Origin of the sequence: Intrasporangium sp. DVR (genome assembly GCF_040365325.1) — a bacterium.
Classification (GTDB): domain Bacteria; phylum Actinomycetota; class Actinomycetes; order Actinomycetales; family Dermatophilaceae; genus Intrasporangium.
The window spans coordinates 473,163-490,077 of record NZ_BAABZW010000001.1 but is presented as its reverse complement, the minus strand read 5'-3'; the positions used below and the strand labels follow the sequence as shown (position 1 = coordinate 490,077).

The window sequence follows — 16,915 nt, the reverse complement described above, 5'->3', positions numbered from 1 at the left end:
CACCGCCCGGGCGTGACACTCACCACCCGTGGGCTGGCTCACGAAGCCGGCCGCGGTGGGAGGGCTGCGGCCTCAGGGCAGGTCGGGAGCGGCGGCCTCGATGATGTGGAAGGCCGGCTCCTCGTAGGGGTGGGCCCGACGCAGGGCCGCGACGACCTGCCGGCGGGATGCCCGCGGCAGGGTCACCTCGACCCGGTGTTCCGGAAGCCGCTCGAGGGCGCCGACCGACCCGATGGCGGGGGCGGCGCCGGGACCGGGCCGGAACTGACCGGTGCCCACCGTGAACCAGGCGCACTCGGTGTAGTCACCGATCGCTCCCGCGCCCGCCGCGAAAACCGCCGCGAGGACCTGCTCGGTCGACTCGACGGGCGAGTAGAAGACGAGGACGTCGAGCGAGAGGGCAGCCCGCGACACGTCAGCGCCAGGCTCGGCCCGGTCCGGCTGTCGTGAGCTGCTCTCTCGATCCGAGGTCACTTGCCCTCGAAGATCGCCTTGCCCGGTCCCTGCTCCACGAAGGACGCCATCCCGATCTCGCGATCGCGGGTGGCGAAGAGCCCTGCGAAGAGCATCCGCTCGATCTCCAGCCCCGTCTCCAGGTCCACCTCGACGCCCCGGTCGACGGCCTCCTTGGCCGCCCGGACCGCGTACGTGGCCGCACCGACGTACTGACCGGCCCACTCGCGAGCCGCGCTGTAGACGTCGGCGGCGGGGACGACCCGGTCGGCCAGGCCGATGGCGAGCGACTCCTGCGCGTCGAGGAACCGGCCGCTGAAGATGATGTCCTTGGCCTTCGCGGGCCCGACGAGGCGCGAGAGCCGCTGGGTGCCACCGGCGCCCGGGATGATGCCGAGCAGGATCTCTGGCTGGCCGAGCTTGGCGTCGTCGGCCACGATGCGGAAGTCGCAGGCCAGCGCGAGCTCGCACCCGCCGCCGAGGGCGTAGCCGGTGATCGCGGCGATGACCGGCTTGGGGATCCGGGCCACGGCGGTGATCGAGGACTGGAGCGCGCCGGACCGGTCGACCATGTCGGTGTAGGACATGGTCTGCATCTCCTTGATGTCCGCCCCGGCCGCGAAGACCCTCTCGCCGCCGTAGACGATGACCGCCTTGACGTCCTCACGGGTGGTCGCCTCGAGGGCCGCCTCGCGGATCTCCTCCTGCACCCGGACGTTGAGGGCGTTCATCTTCGGCCGGTCGAGCCGGATCGTGCCGATGCCGTCCTCCACCTCGAGCCGGACGAACTCGCCCATCACTGGCCACCCTGCTGCGCGCCGTCCGCACCGGGGAGCGGCTGGTCGTCGGCCGGCAGCCACGACTGGAAGAAGAACTGGACCGCCTGGAGGATGTGGTTGATCGACAGCGGCGTGAGCAGCTTGAGGTCGGCCCACTCGGGGACGACGTGCTCGGCGGAGACGACGAGGCTCTCCTGGACCAGGCACATCTTGACGACGTTGAGCTGCAGGGTCATGTCGTTGCAGCGGGCCAGCCGCTCGTTGCGGTCGGGTGACACCGGCTCCTGCAGCTGCCACTGGCCGAAGAAGCGCACGAGCGGGATCTCACCCTCGGCGACGCGCGCGAAGAGGGTCTGGTCGTTGACGGTGAACTCGAGGTCCCCGTCCTTGTCCACCTTGGCCTCCACCCCGAGCTCAGCCAGCGCGGCGAGGATGCGGTCGCGCACGGGCGTCTCGCTCTTGCCGGCGCCGTTCGGCGGGCCCGCTGGCACGTGCGGCTGGAAGTTGGGCAGCGAAGTCGGATCGGTCATGGGCCCACCGTAACGAGCGACGCAGGTCGAGTCACATGGAGGCAGCCACCAAAGGGTCGTATGCCGCTGGGCTGGGTCGCGCGACCCCGCTCGCCCCCGCTCTAGGCTGATCCCCGTGCCGCCACCTCCCCCCGGAATGCCCGACGTCCCTCCCCTGCCGGGCGCGCGCCTCACCGCCGGCGGCGCAGAGTTCTGCGTCTACGCCGGGCACGCGACCGGCGTGGAGGTGTGCCTCTTCGACCGCGACGCGACGGGCCACGAGACGGAGCGGCGGGTCCCGCTCGGTCATCGGGCGCACGGGATGTGGTTCGACGTCGTGCCGGGTGTCGGGGCGGGCCAGCGCTACGCCTTCCGCGCCACCGGGCCCTGGGACCCGGGCCGGGCCCAGCGCTACAACGACGCGAAGCTCCTCCTGGACCCGTACGCGCGAGCCATCGAGGGGGACGTGACCCTGGACCCGGCGCTCTTCGCCCACCACGTGGGACCCGACCTCACGGGTGACCTGACGGTGCCCGACGGACGCAACTCAGCGGCATACCTGCCTCGCTGCGTCGTCGTCGACGACGCCTTCGACTGGGGCGACGACCACCCGCCCCGACGCTCCCTGACCGACTCGGTGCTCTACGAGGTCCACGTCAAGAATGCGACCGCCCTCCACCCCGGCATCCCGGAGCGGCTGCGGGGCACCTACGCCGGGCTCGCGCACCCCGCCTTCATCGAGCACCTGTCGGGCCTCGGCGTCACTGCCGTCGAGCTGTTGCCGGTCCACGCCTTCACCCACGAGCCCGAGCTCGTCGTCCGCGGGCTGACCAACCACTGGGGCTACAACACCCTCGGCTTCTTCGCGCCGCACGCCGGATACGCCGCCACCGACGACCCGCAGGGAGTCGTCGACGAGTTCAAGGGCATGGTCAAGCTGCTCCACGCCGCCGGCATCGAGGTCATCCTCGACGTCGTCTACAACCACACCGCCGAGCAGTCCCAGGACCGGATGACCCTGTCCTGGCGAGGACTCGACGCCCGCGCGTACTACCGCCTCGACGCGAGAGGGCAGGACATCGACGTCACCGGGTGTGGCAACACCCTCGACCTGACCCACCCCATCGTCGTGGCCATGGTCCTCGACTCGCTTCGCTACTGGGTGGAGGAGTGTCACGTCGACGGGTTCCGGTTCGACCTCGCCGTGGCCCTGGCACGAGGTCGGGACGACGCCTACGACCCCACGCACCCGTTCCTCGTGGCATTGCGGGCCGACCCGGTCCTCTCCCGCGTCAAGCTCATCGCGGAGCCGTGGGACGTGGGACTGCACGGGTGGCGCACCGGCCAGTTCCCGCCACCGTTCTCCGAGTGGAACGACCGTTTCCGTGACAGTGTCCGCACCTTCTGGCTGCGGGACCTGGCTGCGTCCTCGGCCGGCGAGACCGGCCACGGTGTCCGCGACCTCGCCACCCGACTCGCCGGCTCGCAGGACCTCTTCGGCGTGCGCGACCGCGGCACCATCGCCTCGATCAACTTCGTCACGGCTCATGACGGGTTCACCCTGGCCGACCTCACCGCCTACGACGTCAAGCACAACGAGGCCAACGGCCAGGGCGGCGCGGACGGGTCGGGTGACAACCGGTCCTGGAACCACGGCGTCGAGGGGCCCACGGACGACGACACCGTCGGGGCGACCCGGCGCCGGTCGATGCGCAACCTCATGGGCACCCTCCTGCTCTCGAGCGGCGTGCCGATGATCAACGCCGGCGACGAGGTCGGCCGGACCCAGCGCGGCAACAACAACCCCTACTGCCAGGACAACGAGATCTCCTGGACGTCATGGGAGCTGGAGCCGTGGCAGGGCGACCTGCTCGAGACGGTCCGGCACCTGGTCGCGCTGCGGCGACAGCACCCGGTCCTTCGCCAGCGTCGCTTCTTCTCGGGCCGGCAGGTGCACCGGGATGGGTCGACCGACCTGGCCTGGTTCGGCGGGGACGGGCAGGAGATGGGTCGGCGCTGGGACGGCCCTGCCGTCGACACCCTCCAGGCACTGTTCAACGGGAGCGTCGTGGGCCACGAGTCGGTTCTGTTGTCGCTCAACGGCAGCGCGTGGTTGGCCGAGGTGACGCTCCCGACCGCGCCGGGAGCCGCGGCGTACGAGCTGCTCTGGGACAGCGCCGAGGAGCGCCCGGGTCCGAGGGGTCCGCGGCTGGCCGCTGGGTCAGAGGTGACGATGGCCGCGTCGTCGATGCGAGTCTGGCGAGCGGTCGACCCGAGCTAGCCCACGTGCCCATCGAGAGAGCAGTTCGCGACACGGTCCGTCGCGAACTGCTCTCTCGATGGGAGTACGCGGTGTCGCGAACTGCTCTCTCGATCAGGCGGTGCGGGCCAGGCCCAGCTCGGCGGAGGACGCCAGCGCCGGGTGCTTCGGCACGACACGGATGCTGTAGCCGAACGAGCCGGTGCGCGTGAGGTGCTGCGACCCCGCGAACTGGTGGATCCCGTTGTCGTAACCCTCGACGAAGGCCAGCGGTGAGACGGACGTCTCCCGCAGCTGGTCGGTGTCGGTGACGCGTCCGTGCACGAGCTGCACCTCCACGTCCTCGGGCGTCAGACCGCCGAGGTCGACGTAGGCCCGCACGTGCAGGGTGTCGCCGATCTGGGGGCTGTCCGAGACGCCGGAGGGCTCCACGTGGTCGACGCGGACCTTCGGCCAGGCGGCGTGGACCCGGGCCTTGTAGGCGGCGAGCTCCCGCGCCCCCTTGAACTCCGGGCCGTTGAGTGCGCGACCGGCACCGGCGGCGGGGCTGTAGAGCTGCTCGGTGTAGTCCTGCACCATCCGGCTCGCGAGGACCTTGGGCCCCAGCGTCTTCAGGGTGTGCGTCATCATCGAGATCCAGCTGTGCGGCAGGCCGGCCTCGTCGCGGTCGTAGAACGCGGCAGCCACGTTGTTCTCGATGAGGTCGTAGAGCGCGGCCGCCTCGAGGTCGTCGCGGCGGTCGGGGTCGTCGACGCCGTCGGCGGTCGGGATCGCCCAGCCGTTGTGGCCGTCGAACCACTCGTCCCACCAGCCGTCGAGGATCGACAGGTTGAGGCCGCCGTTGAGTGCCGCCTTCATGCCCGAGGTGCCGCACGCCTCGAAGGGGCGCAGCGGGTTGTTGAGCCAGACGTCGCATCCGGGGTAGAGGTGCTGGGCCATCGCGATGTCGTAGTTGGGCAGGAAGACGATGCGGTGGCGGACCTCGGGGTCGTCGGCGAACTGCACCATCTCCTGGATGAGGCGCTTGCCGGTCTCGTCGGCCGGGTGTGACTTGCCGGCGATGACGAGCTGGACGGGACGCACCGGGTCGAGCAGGAGGCTCTTGAGCCGCGCCTTGTCGCTCAGCATCAGGGTGAGGCGCTTGTAGGTCGGCACGCGCCGGGCGAAGCCGATCGTCAGCACCGCGGGGTCGAGCACGTCGTCGACCCAGCCCAGCTCGGCCTCGGTGGCGCCGCGCTTGAGCCACGAGGACCGCACGCGCCGCCGCACGTCGGCGACGAGGCCCTCGCGCATGGCCCGCTTGGTCTCCCAGATGGCCCGGGCGGGCACCTCGTCGATCCGCTCCCAGGCGTTCGCGCCGGCGATGTCGGCGGTGCCGAGATACTGCCGGGCCACGTCGTAGACGGCGCGATCGACCCAGGTCGGCGCGTGCACGCCGTTGGTGATGCTCGAGATCGGGACCTCGTCCTCGTCGAAGCCGGGCCACAGGCCGTCGAACATCTCGCGGCTCACGTGGCCGTGCAGCTGGGAGACGCCGTTGGCGCGCTGGGCGAGACGCAGGCCCATCACGGCCATGTTGAAGATGCCGGGCTGGCCACCCTCGTAGTCCTCGGCGCCGAGCGCCAGCAGCCGGTCGACCGGCACGCCCGGGATGGCGTTGGGACCGCCGAAGAAGAGCTCGATCTTGTGGGCGTCGAAGCGGTCGATGCCCGCAGGGACCGGGGTGTGCGTCGTGAAGACGGTCGCGGAGCGGACCGCCTCGAGCGCCTCGTCGAAGCTGAGCCCGTGGTCCCGCACGAGCTCGGTGATCCGCTCGACGCCGAGGAAGCCGGCGTGGCCCTCGTTGGTGTGGTAGACCTCCGGCGCCGGCGCGCCGGTGAGCCGGGACCAGGTGCGCAGGGCCCGCACCCCGCCGACGCCGAGGAGCAGCTCCTGCTCGAGGCGCGTGTCGCCGCCCCCGCCGTAGAGCGACTGGGTCACCTTGCGGGTCTGCTCGTCGTTGCCGGGGACGTCGGAGTCGAGCAGGAGCAGCGGCACCCGCCCGACCTGGGCCCGCCAGATGTGCGCGTGGAGGATCCGCCCGGCCGGCAGGTCGATCGAGACGACGGCTGGGGTGCCGTCCGCCTCGCGGACGAGGGAGAGGGGCAGCCCGTCGGGGTCGAGGACCGGGTAGGACTCGAGCTGCCAGCCGTCCCAGGACAGCGACTGCTTGAAGTAGCCGGTCTTGTAGAAGAGGCCGACGCCGACGATCGGCACGCCGAGGTCGGAGGCTGACTTGAGGTGGTCGCCGGCGAGGATGCCGAGCCCGCCGGAGTACTGCGGAAGGACGGCGGTGATGCCGAACTCCGGGCTGAAGTAGGCGATCGCCGACGGAGCGGCGCGCCCAGCGGCCTCCTGCTCCCGGCTCCAGCTCTGGTACCAGCGCTCGTTGGTGAGGTACGAGTGGAGGTCGGCATTGGCCGCGACGACCCGCGCGACGAAGTCGTCGTCGGCGGCCAGCGCGTCGAGCTGCTCGGCAGAGAGCCTGGAGAGGAGCCGGACGGGGTCCTCCTTCGTCGCAGCCCACTTCTGCGGGTCGATGCTGGCGAAGAGGTCCCGGGTCGGGGGGTGCCAGGACCACCGGAGGTTGCTCGCCAGGACGCCGAGACCCTCGATGCGGGCCGGCAGGACGGTGCGGACGCTGAAGCGACGGATTGCCTTCACGAGGGGACAGCATACGGGTGCCCGCAGAAAGTTCTTGCAGTGCTTGCAGACGCTTTTCAGAAACGTGATGTCGTATGCCGCTGGGCTCGGTCCTACCCACGCCACCCGTGAGCGGCCGCTCCCTTCCGGTCCTCGGCGGGACCCGGCAGGAACGGTGCGGGTGTCGCTGACCGAGCCCAGCGGCATACGGCCTGCTCGACGCGCCGGAAGAAGTCCACAGGCTGCACGGGGGGTGAGAATCGACCCACATTCGATACGGTCGATGACGTGACTGGCTCCCCTTTGACATCCCGTCCGAACCAGCCCCTCGAACCGCCCGCAACGGCGAGCCCGCAGCCCGTCCCCGACCCCACCGCGATGCCCGTCGCGGAGGCCGGGGTGACCGACGACAACGAGGCAGGAGCCGTCCACCTGGCCCCGGCCCACCAGGTCAGCGCGCCCCCGACGGTCGAGGGGATGCCGGGTGGGGCCACCCCCATCGGGCGCATCCCCGTCATGGACGTCCGACCCCTCGTCGACTGTGGCCAGCGGCCCGCCAAGTCGGTCGTCGGGGAGGACTTCGTCGTTCGGGCCACGGTGTTCCGCGAGGGGCACGACGCCGTCAACGCCTCGGTCGTGCTGACCGACCCCGACGGCGCCGACCACTACTTCGCGATGCACTGCGACAACGTCGGGCTCTCGGAGTGGAGCGCGACGGTCCGGGCCGACCGCCCCGGCTGGTGGACCTACCGGGTCGAGGGCTGGTCCGACCCCTACGCCACCTGGGTCCACGACGCCGAGATCAAGATCGGCGCCGGGGTCGACGAAGAGCTGATGTGCGCAGAGGGAGCCCGCGTGCTCGAGCGTTTCGCCGAGTCGGTCCGCGGCCTCGGCGTCGATGCCAGCGAGATCGACAAGGGCGTCGCGGCCCTGCGCGACGAGACACGCCCGGCGGCGCACCGGCTCGGCTCGGCGACCTCGCCCGAGATCAAGGGCCTGGCCACGTGGATGCCGCTGCGCGAGTTCGTCTCACCGACCCGGCGCTACTCCCTCCTCGTGGAGCGCGAGCGTGCCCTCTACGGCGCGTGGTACGAGATCTTCCCCCGCTCCGAGGGCGCGCAGCGCGACCCCGAGACCGGCGAGTGGACCTCCGGCACCTTCCGCACCGCTGCGCAGCGCCTCCCGGCGATCGCCGACATGGGGTTCGACGTCGTCTACCTCACGCCGATCCACCCGATCGGCACCACGGCCCGCAAGGGCAGGAACAACACCCTCGCCGCCGAGCCGGGCGACCCCGGGTCGCCCTACGCCATCGGCTCCCCCGACGGCGGCCACGACGCCATCCACCCTGACCTCGGCACCTTCGAGGACTTCGACTTCTTCGTCGCGGAGGCCGAGCGCCACGGCCTCGAGGTCGCGCTGGACCTCGCCCTGCAAGCCTCCCCCGACCACCCCTGGGTCCAGACCCATCCCGAGCTGTTCACCACCCGCGCGGACGGCACCATCGCCTACGCCGAGAACCCACCCAAGAAGTACCAGGACATCTACCCGCTGAACTTCGACAACGACCCCGCCGGCGCCTACGCCGAGGTGCGTCGCGTTATCCAGGTCTGGCTCGACCACGGCGTCCGGATCTTCCGCGTCGACAACCCGCACACCAAGCCGGTCGCCTTCTGGCAGTGGCTGATCGCCGACGTCGCCACCGACCACCCCGAGACGATCTGGCTCTCGGAGGCCTTCACCAAGCCGGCCATGATGCACGCGCTGGCGAAGGCCGGCTTCCAGCAGAGCTACACCTACTACGCGTGGCGCAACGCCGCGTGGGAGCTCGAGGAGTACGGCCGCGAGCTCGCCGGGGATGCGGCGGCCTACATGCGCCCGTCGTTCTGGCCGACGACCCACGACATCCTCACGCCCTACATGCAGTACGGCGGCCCGACCGCGTGGAAGCTGCGGGCCGCACTCGCGGCGACCATGGTGCCCACCTACGGGATCTACGCCGGCTACGAGCTGATGGAGCACGTCGCTCGCCCGGGCGCCGAGGAGCAGCTCGACAACGAGAAGTACGAGTACAAGGACCGGCAGTGGCACCTCTACGAGCCCGGCGGCCCCCTCGACGGACGGTCACTCGCGTGGTATCTCAAGCGGCTCAACGAGATCCGTGACTGGCACCCGGCCCTGCGCTGGTTGCGCAACCTGCACTTCCACCGGGCCGACGACGACAGCTTCCTCGTGTACTCCAAGACCCGCCTCGTCGACGGCCAGCGCGACACCGTTCTCGTCGTGGCCAACCTCGATCCGCACGCGACCCGCGAGACGTGGGTACACCTCGACATGGAGGCCCTGGGCATGGCGACGTGGTCGACCTTCGAGGCCCACGACCACGTCCAGGGCCACAGCTTCGAGTGGCGCCAGGACAACTTCGTGCGCCTGGGCCCCGACTCGGAGCCCGTCCACATCTTCAGCGTGAGGAGCCACTGATCCATGCAGGGACTCAACCTCGCCCAACCCGGCCTGAAGCACGACCCCCAGTGGTTTCGCAAGGCGGTCTTCTACGAGGTGCTCGTCCGAGCCTTCTCCGACTCCAAGGGCTCGGGCGCCGGTGACTTCACCGGCCTGATCGGTCGGCTCGACTACCTCCAGTGGCTGGGCGTCGACTGTCTCTGGCTCCCCCCGTTCTACGCCTCCCCGCTGCGCGACGGTGGCTATGACATCGCCGACTACAAGGCGGTGCTGCCGGAGTTCGGCACGCTCCCCGAGTTCACCGAGCTGGTGTCCCAGGCCCATGCCCGGGGGATCCGGATCATCACCGACTTCGTGATGAACCACACGAGCGACCAGCACCCGTGGTTCCAGGCGAGCCGCGCGGAGCCGGACGGTCCGTACGGCGACTTCTACGTCTGGTCGGACACCGACGACGGGTACCCCGACGCCCGCATCATCTTCGTCGACACCGAGGTCTCGAACTGGACCTTCGACCCCGTGCGGCGTCAGTTCTTCTGGCACCGGTTCTTCTCGCACCAGCCCGACCTCAACTTCGAGAACCCAGCCGTCCAGGAGGCGATGTTCGACATCGTCCGCTTCTGGATGGACCTCGGCATCGACGGCTTCCGGCTCGACGCCGTCCCCTACCTCTTCGAGGAGGAGGGGACCAACTGCGAGAACCTGCCGAGGACCCACGAGTTCCTCGCCCGGCTCCGCGCGATGGTGGACGAGGAGTACCCGGGCCGGATCCTGCTCGCCGAGGCGAACCAGCCGCCCGCGGAGGTCGTCGACTACTACGGCACCGAGGAGGCCCCTGAGTGCCACATGTGCTTCCACTTCCCCGTCATGCCGCGCCTCTACTACTCCCTCCGGGAGGAGAAGGCGCAGCCCATCATCTCGGTGCTCGCCGACACGCCCTCGATCCCGCCGATGACCCAGTGGGGCACCTTCCTGCGCAACCATGACGAGCTGACCCTCGAGATGGTGACCCCGGAGGAGCGGGCGGCGATGTACGGCTGGTACGCCCCTGACCCGCGGATGCGCGCCAACGTCGGCATCCGTCGGCGGCTCGCTCCCCTGCTCGACAACTCGCGGCCGGAGATCGAGCTGATCCACGCCCTGCTGCTGTCCCTGCCCGGCTCTCCGTGCCTCTACTACGGCGACGAGATCGGCATGGGCGACAACATCTGGCTCACCGACCGCGATGCGGTGCGGACGCCGATGCAGTGGACGCCGGACCGCAACTCGGGCTTCTCGAGCGTCGACCCGGGCAAGCTCTACCTGCCGGTGATCTCGAGCCTCGTCTACCACTACAACAACGTCAACGTCGAGGCGCAGATGGCCTCGTCGGCCTCGCTGCTCCACTGGTTGCGCGGGATGCTCCAGGTCCGCAGCCGTCACCCGGTCTTCGGGCTGGGTGACTTCGAGGTCGTCGAGGCCGACAACGAGGCGATCCTCGCCTTCACCCGCGCGATGGACGCTGACGGGAACGACCCCGCCGAGGCCGTGCTCTGCATCAACAACCTCTCCAGCCGACCCCAGGCGGCGACGATCACCCTGCCCGAGCGCCTCTCCGGCCGGCAGCTCGTCGACCTCTTCGGAGGCAGCGGGTTCCCGTGGGTCGCACCTGACGGCAGGGTGACCATCACGCTGGGGTCCAGGGACTTCTTCTGGCTCCAGCTGCGCGGCGGAGAGGAGCTGCCCTGATGGCGATCGTGCACAAGGGCGCGTCGATCGTCCCGAGCAAGCTGGAGCTGCTGACCCGGTGGATGCCGCAGCAACGGTGGTATGCCGGGAAGGGGCAGGTGCCACAGCTCGAGCGGGTCGGGGGCTTCCGCTTCGAGGATCCCGAGGGCGAGGTCGGCGTCGAGGTGCTCCTCGTCGCCGACCGGTCCGCGTCCCCGGTCGTCGTCTACCAGGTGCCGTTGACCTACCGCGGCGCGCCGCTGGAGGGCGCCGAGTCCGCCCTCGTCGGGACGATGGAGCACAGTGTGCTCGGCCCGCGCTGGGTCTACGACGGGCCGCACGACCCGGTCTACGTGGCCGGCCTGGTCGACACCATCCTCAGTGGTGGGCGAAGCGACTCGGCGCAGGCGTCCCACGGGGGCAACGCGGTCGCCGTCGGCGCGCCGACCGGTCTGGCAGCCGGCTCCGTCACCTCGTCGACGGTGCTCTCGGGCGAGCAGTCCAACACGTCGATCATCTGCCGCATGTCCGCGCCCGGCGGCGGCCCGGCCGAGCCGCTCATCGTCAAGGTGTTCCGCATCGTCCAGCACGGTGACAACCCGGACGTGGTCGTCCAGTCCGCCCTGACGAGGGACGGCTCCACCCGAGTCCCGGCTGCCTTCGGGCACCTGTCCGGGGCCTGGGACGACCCCACGGGCTCGGGGGCCGAGCAGCGCGGCCACCTGGCGTTCGCCCAGGAGTTCATCCCCGGGGTCGAGGACGCCTGGCGCGTCGCTCTCGTCGCGGCCGCCGCCGGCACCGACTTCACCGCGCGCGCCGAGGACCTCGGGGTGACGACGGCCGAGATCCATCGCTCCCTGGCCGCGAGCCTGGGCCGTGAGGAGGCCACACCGGAGGCTCAGGACGCCCTGCTGCGCTCGATGCGCGAGAGGTATGCCGCTGCCGTGGCCGCCGTCCCCGACCTCTCCTCCCGCGCGGCCGACGTCGACAACCTGCTCGGCCGGGTGCGGACGGTGAGGTGGCCGCCGCTGCAACGGATCCACGGTGACTACCATCTCGGCCAGGTCCTCGACGTGCCGCAGCGCGGCTGGGTCGCCCTGGACTTCGAGGGAGAGCCGCTCCGGCCGCTGTCGGAGCGAGTCCGTCCGGACCTCGTCCAACGCGACATCGCCGGCATGCTCCGGTCGTTCGACTACGCCGCCGGCTCGGTGCGGCTCACCGACGCCGGGCGTGCCGACGCGGCACCCGAGGCGTGGGCCGCCGACTGCCGGCAGGCGTTCCTCGCCGGCTACGAGTCCGTGGCCGGCGAGTTCGACGCCGACGGCCGCACCCTCGTCCGGGTGCTCGAGCTCGACAAGGCGCTCTACGAGGTGGTCTACGAAGCCCGCAACCGCCCGTCGTGGCTGCAGATCCCGGTCCACGCTGTGGACCGGATCCTCTCCGAGAAAGGCCCTGCACGATGAGCCCAGAACTCCCCGGCGGGCCCCCCACCCCTCGACCGACGCTCGACGACGGTGCCATCGACGCTCTGCTGCACGGCAGGAACGGCCAGCCGCACGACCTGCTGGGCCACCATGTCGGGCCCGGCGGGCTCACCATCACCTGCTACCGGCCGCTGGCCCGCTCGGTGCGGGCCCGACTCGACACCGGGGCCGAGGTCGACCTCCTCCACGTCCGCGACGGCATCTGGTCGATGACCTCACCCGACTTCACGAGCACCCACGACTACCGGCTCCTCGTCACCTACGACGACGGCGTCGAGCACGAGCAGGACGACCCCTACCGCTTCGCCCCGACCCTCGGCGAGATCGACCGGCACCTGATCAATGAGGGACGGCACGAGCAGCTCTGGACGGTCCTCGGTGCGCATCGGCGCCACTACGCAGGTCCCCTCGGCGACGTCTGGGGTGTGTCGTTCGCGCTGTGGGCGCCGCGCGCTCGCACGGTGCACGTCATCGGCGACTTCAACGGGTGGGACCGCCTGTCACACCCGATGCGGGCACTCGGCGAGTCAGGGGTCTGGGAGCTGTTCCTGCCGGGGGCCCAGGCGGGCATGAACTACCAGTTCGCGATCCGCGGCGCCGACGACATCGTCCGGCTCAAGAGCGACCCCATGGCCCGGATGACGGAGGTCGCCCCGAAGCAGGCAGCCATCGTCACCGAGTCCCACTACGCATGGCACGACGACGAGTGGATGGCGCAGCGCCGCAGCTCCGACCCCCACGTCGGGCCGATGAGCGTCTACGAGGTGCACGTCGGCTCCTGGCGCCAGGGTCTGGGCTACCGCGGGCTCGCCGAGCATCTCGTCAACTACGTCCGCGACGCCGGCTTCACCCACGTGGAGTTCCTTCCGGTCATGGAGCACCCGTACGTCCCCTCATGGGGCTACCACGTGACCGGCTACTACGCTCCGAGCTCGCGGTGGGGCACGCCCGACGACTTCCGCCATCTGGTCGACGCGCTCCACCAGGCCGGGATCGGCGTGATCCTCGACTGGGTGCCGGGACACTTCGCCACCGACGAGTGGGCCCTGGCGCGGTTCGACGGGCAGCCGCTCTACGAGCACCCCGACAAACGTCTGGGCTGGCACCCCGAGTGGGGGTCCAACATCTTCGACTACGGCCGACCGGAGGTGCGCAACTTCCTCGTCGCCAACGCGCTCTACTGGCTCGAGGAGTTCCACGTCGACGGCCTGCGCGTCGACGGCGTTGCCTCGATGCTCTACCTGGACTACGCGCGCAACGCCGGCGAGTGGGTGCCCAACCGGCACGGCGGGCGCGAGAACCTCGAGGCCGTGGCGCTGCTGCAGGAGACGAACGCAACCGCCTACAAGCGGGTCCGTGGCATCGTCACCATCGCCGAGGAGTCGACGTCGTGGCCGGGCGTGACCAAGCCGACCGACCAGGACGGGCTCGGCTTCGGCTTCAAGTGGAACATGGGCTGGATGAACGACTCCCTGAGCTATCTCGGCCAGGACCCGATCTACCGGAGCCACCACCACGGCAAGCTGACGTTCTCGCTCATGTACGCCTACACCGAGAACTTCGTCCTGCCGATCAGTCACGACGAGGTCGTCCACGGCAAGGGCTCCCTGCTCCGCAAGTCGCGAGGCTCACGCGAGGACCAGGTGGCGACTCTGCGCGCCTTCCTCGCCTACCTGTGGGGCCACCCCGGCAAGCAGCTGCTCTTCATGGGCTGCGAGTTCGGCCAGGAGTCCGAGTGGTCCGAGGGCCGCAGCCTCGACTGGTGGCTGCTCGACCAGCCGTTGCACTACCGGGTCCACAACCTCGTCAAGGACCTCAACGGGATCTATCGCGCCAACCCCGCGCTGTGGGAGCTGGACTCGCACCCGTCCGGCTTCCAGTGGCTCGATGCCGATGACGCGGCACACAACACGTTCGCCTGGCTGCGTTTCGGCACGGGCGACCGCGCCGACGACGCCGCTGTCGTCGCCTGCGTCGTCAACTTCAGCGGCGAGACCCAGGAGGGCTACCGAGTCGGCCTGCCGCGTGGAGGGTCCTGGCGCGTCGTCCTCGACACCGCCGGCTACCACCCGGGCGCGCCGAGCAGCACGGGGGTCATCGTCGAGTCACACCCGGAGGCCTGGCAGGGCCAGGACCACACGGCGACGATCACCGTGCCGCGACTCTCCGCGGTCTGGCTCATCCCGGAGTCGCCGCCCGCTGCCGCCCAGGCCGCACCCGACAGCAGCCAACCCAGTGCAGTGCGCTCCCCGGAGACCGCGGCCGGACCCACTCCGGACCCCACTGCGGACCCCACTGCGGACCCCACTGCGGACCCCACTGCGGGACCGGCCCCGGAGGCCACCGCGCCGGCATCACTGCCGGACGAAGCCCAACGCGAAGGACAGAACCCATGACCCACCCCCGCGCCGGGCAGCCCGCCCGGGCAGAGGACCTCGTCGACCTCGACGCGCTGACCAGTGCCTACTACGACCGTCACCCCGACGTGGACAACCCTGACGAGCAGGTCTCGTTCGGCACGTCGGGCCACCGAGGGTCCAGCCTCGCCACCGCCTTCAACGAGGACCACATCCTCGCCACCACCCAGGCCATCTGCGACTACCGGAGGAAGCAGGGCTATGACGGCCCGCTCTTCATCGGTCGAGACACCCACGCCCTGTCCGAGCCCGCCTGGCGATCGGCCCTCGAGGTCCTCGTCGCCAACGGCGTGGACGTCCTCGTCGACGACCGTGACGGCTTCACCCCGACTCCGGCCGTCTCCCACGCGATCCTGCGCGCCAACCGGGGCAAGGGCTCCGGCCCCTCCGGCCTGGCCGACGGCATCGTCGTGACCCCGTCCCACAACCCGCCCGCCGACGGCGGGTTCAAGTACAACCCGCCCCACGGGGGGCCGGCGGACACCGACGCCACGTCCGTGATCGCGGCGCGCGCCAACGAGCTGATCCGCGGGGGGTTGAAGGACGTCCATCGGGTGCCCTACGAGCGCGCCCGAGCGAGCTCAGCGGCATACGACTTCATGGGGACCTACATCGACGACCTGCCCACCGTCGTCGACCTCGCCCGCATCAAGGACGCCGGCGTGCGCATCGGCGCCGACCCCCTCGGCGGTGCAGCCGTCGCCTACTGGGGCGAGATCGCCGAGCGCCACGGCCTCGACCTCACCGTCGTCAACCCCGACGTCGACCCGCGGTGGTCGTTCATGACCCTCGACTGGGACGGCAAGATCCGGATGGACTGCTCCTCCCCCTGGGCGATGGCGTCGCTCATCGGCACCAAGGACGCCTACGACATCTCCACCGGCAACGACGCCGACAGCGACCGGCACGGGATCGTCACCCCCGACGGCGGACTGATGAACCCCAACCAGTACCTCGCCGTCGCGATCCACTACCTCTACGGCGGCGCCCGCCCACACTGGGGCGCCGGCACGGCGATCGGCAAGACGCTGGTTTCCTCGTCGATGATCGACCGCGTCGCCACCGACCTCGGACGGACCCTGCTCGAGGTGCCGGTCGGGTTCAAGTGGTTCGTCCCCGGGCTGCTCGACGGGTCCGTCGGCTTCGGAGGGGAGGAGTCCGCGGGGGCGAGCTTCCTCCGCTTCGACGGCACGGTGTGGTCGACCGACAAGGACGGCATCATCCTCGCCCTGCTCGCCTCGGAGATCCTCGCCGCGACCGGCCGGACCCCGAGCCAGCACTACGCCGACCTCGCCGCGCGCCACGGCGCCCCCGCCTACGCGCGGATCGACGCCCCGGCCGACCGGGACCAGAAGGCCAAGCTCGCGGCGCTCGCCGCCACCGATGTCGCCGCCGACTCCCTTGCCGGCGAGTCGATCACGGCCAAGCTGACCGAGGCGCCCGGCAACGGCGCCCGCATCGGTGGGCTCAAGGTGGTCACCGAGAGCGCGTGGTTCGCGGCCCGGCCCTCCGGGACCGAGGACGTCTACAAGATCTATGCGGAGTCGTTCCGCGGCGCCGAGCACCTGGCCCAGGTGCAGGCGGAGGCCAAGGAGGTCGTCGACGCGGCGCTGCGGGGATGAGCGATCAGGAGGAGGCTCGGGGCCGGCTGATCCTGGTCACGTCCGCGTCCACGGCGACCGCGGGTGAGGTCGCGGCAGCGCTCGGGCAGACCTTGCCGAGGTGCGCCGTGGTCGGCGGCGGTGTCGTGGACGCCATGGTGGTGACGGGACGCGCAGCCGAGCCGCTCTCCGATGAGGCGGGCGATGCCCTGCGGGCCGCCACCGACCCGGCGGTCGCCGGGCAGCTGCTGCTGCGCTGGTCCGCCTGCCTCGCCCTCGCCGAGACGTTCCAGCTCGAGGGCTTCGACGTCGTCGTCCACGACGTCGTGCTCGGCGATCACCTCGAGGACTTCCTCGACCTCGCTGCCCCGGAGCCCGTGCACGTCATCGTGATCGGCGACCCCATCGGGTCGACGACACCGAGGTGGGGGCTCTGGCTCGACCCCGCGCCTGCCCCGGACGTCACGGCCGCCGCCGTGCTGGCTCGGCTCGACGAGGCCGTCGTCCTCACGGCCGAGCCAGCAGATCCCCACGACGGCGGCCGCCCAGCGTGACCCTCG

11 protein-coding genes are annotated in these 16,915 nt (G+C 70.7%); 7 read left to right on the top strand and 4 right to left on the bottom strand.

Features of this window, described 5'->3' with window-relative positions:
• Nucleotides 1-72 precede the first annotated feature (72 nt).
• The 3 genes from ABWV20_RS02285 to ABWV20_RS02275 are packed head-to-tail and all read right to left on the bottom strand — an operon-like array spanning nucleotide 73 to nucleotide 1,762.
• Entirely contained in the window at nucleotides 73-474 is a 402-nt protein-coding gene (locus tag ABWV20_RS02285) for a YqfO family protein (protein ID WP_353353123.1), read from the bottom strand.
• A complete protein-coding gene (locus ABWV20_RS02280; RefSeq protein ID WP_353353122.1) occupies nucleotides 471-1,250 on the bottom strand; it encodes an enoyl-CoA hydratase/isomerase family protein in 780 nt (259 codons plus the stop codon). Before ABWV20_RS02280 ends, ABWV20_RS02285 begins: the two co-directional genes overlap by 4 nt.
• Complete coding sequence (locus tag ABWV20_RS02275) at nucleotides 1,250-1,762, bottom strand: T3SS (YopN, CesT) and YbjN peptide-binding chaperone 1 (protein WP_353353121.1); 513 nt, start codon at nucleotides 1,760-1,762, stop codon at nucleotides 1,250-1,252. Before ABWV20_RS02275 ends, ABWV20_RS02280 begins: the two co-directional genes overlap by 1 nt.
• A gap of 136 nt (nucleotides 1,763-1,898) precedes the next feature.
• Here ABWV20_RS02275 and glgX point away from each other — a divergent pair, with 136 nt between their 5' ends.
• Nucleotides 1,899-4,022 carry a glycogen debranching protein GlgX gene (gene glgX / locus ABWV20_RS02270; RefSeq protein WP_502901745.1) on the top strand — a complete coding sequence of 708 codons (2,124 nt, stop codon included), beginning with the start codon at nucleotides 1,899-1,901 and terminating at the stop codon, nucleotides 4,020-4,022.
• A gap of 93 nt (nucleotides 4,023-4,115) precedes the next feature.
• Here glgX and glgP read toward each other — a convergent pair whose 3' ends face one another.
• Nucleotides 4,116-6,704, bottom strand: a complete 2,589-nt coding sequence (gene glgP / locus ABWV20_RS02265; protein ID WP_353353119.1) for an alpha-glucan family phosphorylase — start codon at nucleotides 6,702-6,704, stop codon at nucleotides 4,116-4,118.
• A 267-nt stretch (nucleotides 6,705-6,971) separates the two neighbouring features.
• On the opposite strand from glgP, the gene ABWV20_RS02260 reads away from it, so the two are divergent.
• From ABWV20_RS02260 to ABWV20_RS02235, 6 genes are read left to right on the top strand one after another with little or no spacing between them, the layout of a single operon-like run.
• Nucleotides 6,972-9,164, top strand: a complete 2,193-nt coding sequence (locus ABWV20_RS02260; RefSeq protein WP_502901742.1) for an alpha-1,4-glucan--maltose-1-phosphate maltosyltransferase — start codon at nucleotides 6,972-6,974, stop codon at nucleotides 9,162-9,164.
• A 3-nt stretch (nucleotides 9,165-9,167) separates the two neighbouring features.
• Complete coding sequence (treS, locus tag ABWV20_RS02255) at nucleotides 9,168-10,874, top strand: maltose alpha-D-glucosyltransferase (protein ID WP_353353117.1); 1,707 nt, start codon at nucleotides 9,168-9,170, stop codon at nucleotides 10,872-10,874.
• Nucleotides 10,874-12,316 (top strand): maltokinase N-terminal cap-like domain-containing protein, encoded by a 1,443-nt coding sequence (locus ABWV20_RS02250; RefSeq protein ID WP_353353116.1) that lies wholly within the window; start codon nucleotides 10,874-10,876, stop codon nucleotides 12,314-12,316. The genes treS and ABWV20_RS02250 overlap by 1 nt, the downstream gene beginning before the upstream one ends.
• Nucleotides 12,313-14,733, top strand: coding sequence for a 1,4-alpha-glucan branching protein GlgB (gene glgB, locus ABWV20_RS02245; RefSeq protein WP_353353115.1), 2,421 nt, complete (start codon nucleotides 12,313-12,315; stop codon nucleotides 14,731-14,733). Before ABWV20_RS02250 ends, glgB begins: the two co-directional genes overlap by 4 nt.
• Complete coding sequence (pgm, locus tag ABWV20_RS02240; protein ID WP_353353114.1) at nucleotides 14,730-16,376, top strand: phosphoglucomutase (alpha-D-glucose-1,6-bisphosphate-dependent); 1,647 nt, start codon at nucleotides 14,730-14,732, stop codon at nucleotides 16,374-16,376. Before glgB ends, pgm begins: the two co-directional genes overlap by 4 nt.
• Nucleotides 16,373-16,909: a hypothetical protein gene (locus tag ABWV20_RS02235; protein WP_353353113.1), complete on the top strand. Its 537-nt coding sequence runs from the start codon at nucleotides 16,373-16,375 to the stop codon at nucleotides 16,907-16,909. The genes pgm and ABWV20_RS02235 overlap by 4 nt, the downstream gene beginning before the upstream one ends.
• The last annotated feature ends 6 nt before the right edge of the window (nucleotides 16,910-16,915 follow it).

Coding starts and splice junctions, on each gene's coding strand:
- ABWV20_RS02280 (WP_353353122.1), bottom strand. CDS start 1,250: ATGGGCGAGTTCGTCCGGCTCGAGGTGGAGGACGGCATCGGCACGATC.
- ABWV20_RS02275 (WP_353353121.1), bottom strand. CDS start 1,762: ATGACCGATCCGACTTCGCTGCCCAACTTCCAGCCGCACGTGCCAGCG.
- glgX (WP_502901745.1), top strand. CDS start 1,899: ATGCCCGACGTCCCTCCCCTGCCGGGCGCGCGCCTCACCGCCGGCGGC.
- treS (WP_353353117.1), top strand. CDS start 9,168: ATGCAGGGACTCAACCTCGCCCAACCCGGCCTGAAGCACGACCCCCAG.
- ABWV20_RS02250 (WP_353353116.1), top strand. CDS start 10,874: ATGGCGATCGTGCACAAGGGCGCGTCGATCGTCCCGAGCAAGCTGGAG.
- glgB (WP_353353115.1), top strand. CDS start 12,313: ATGAGCCCAGAACTCCCCGGCGGGCCCCCCACCCCTCGACCGACGCTC.
- pgm (WP_353353114.1), top strand. CDS start 14,730: ATGACCCACCCCCGCGCCGGGCAGCCCGCCCGGGCAGAGGACCTCGTC.
- ABWV20_RS02235 (WP_353353113.1), top strand. CDS start 16,373: ATGAGCGATCAGGAGGAGGCTCGGGGCCGGCTGATCCTGGTCACGTCC.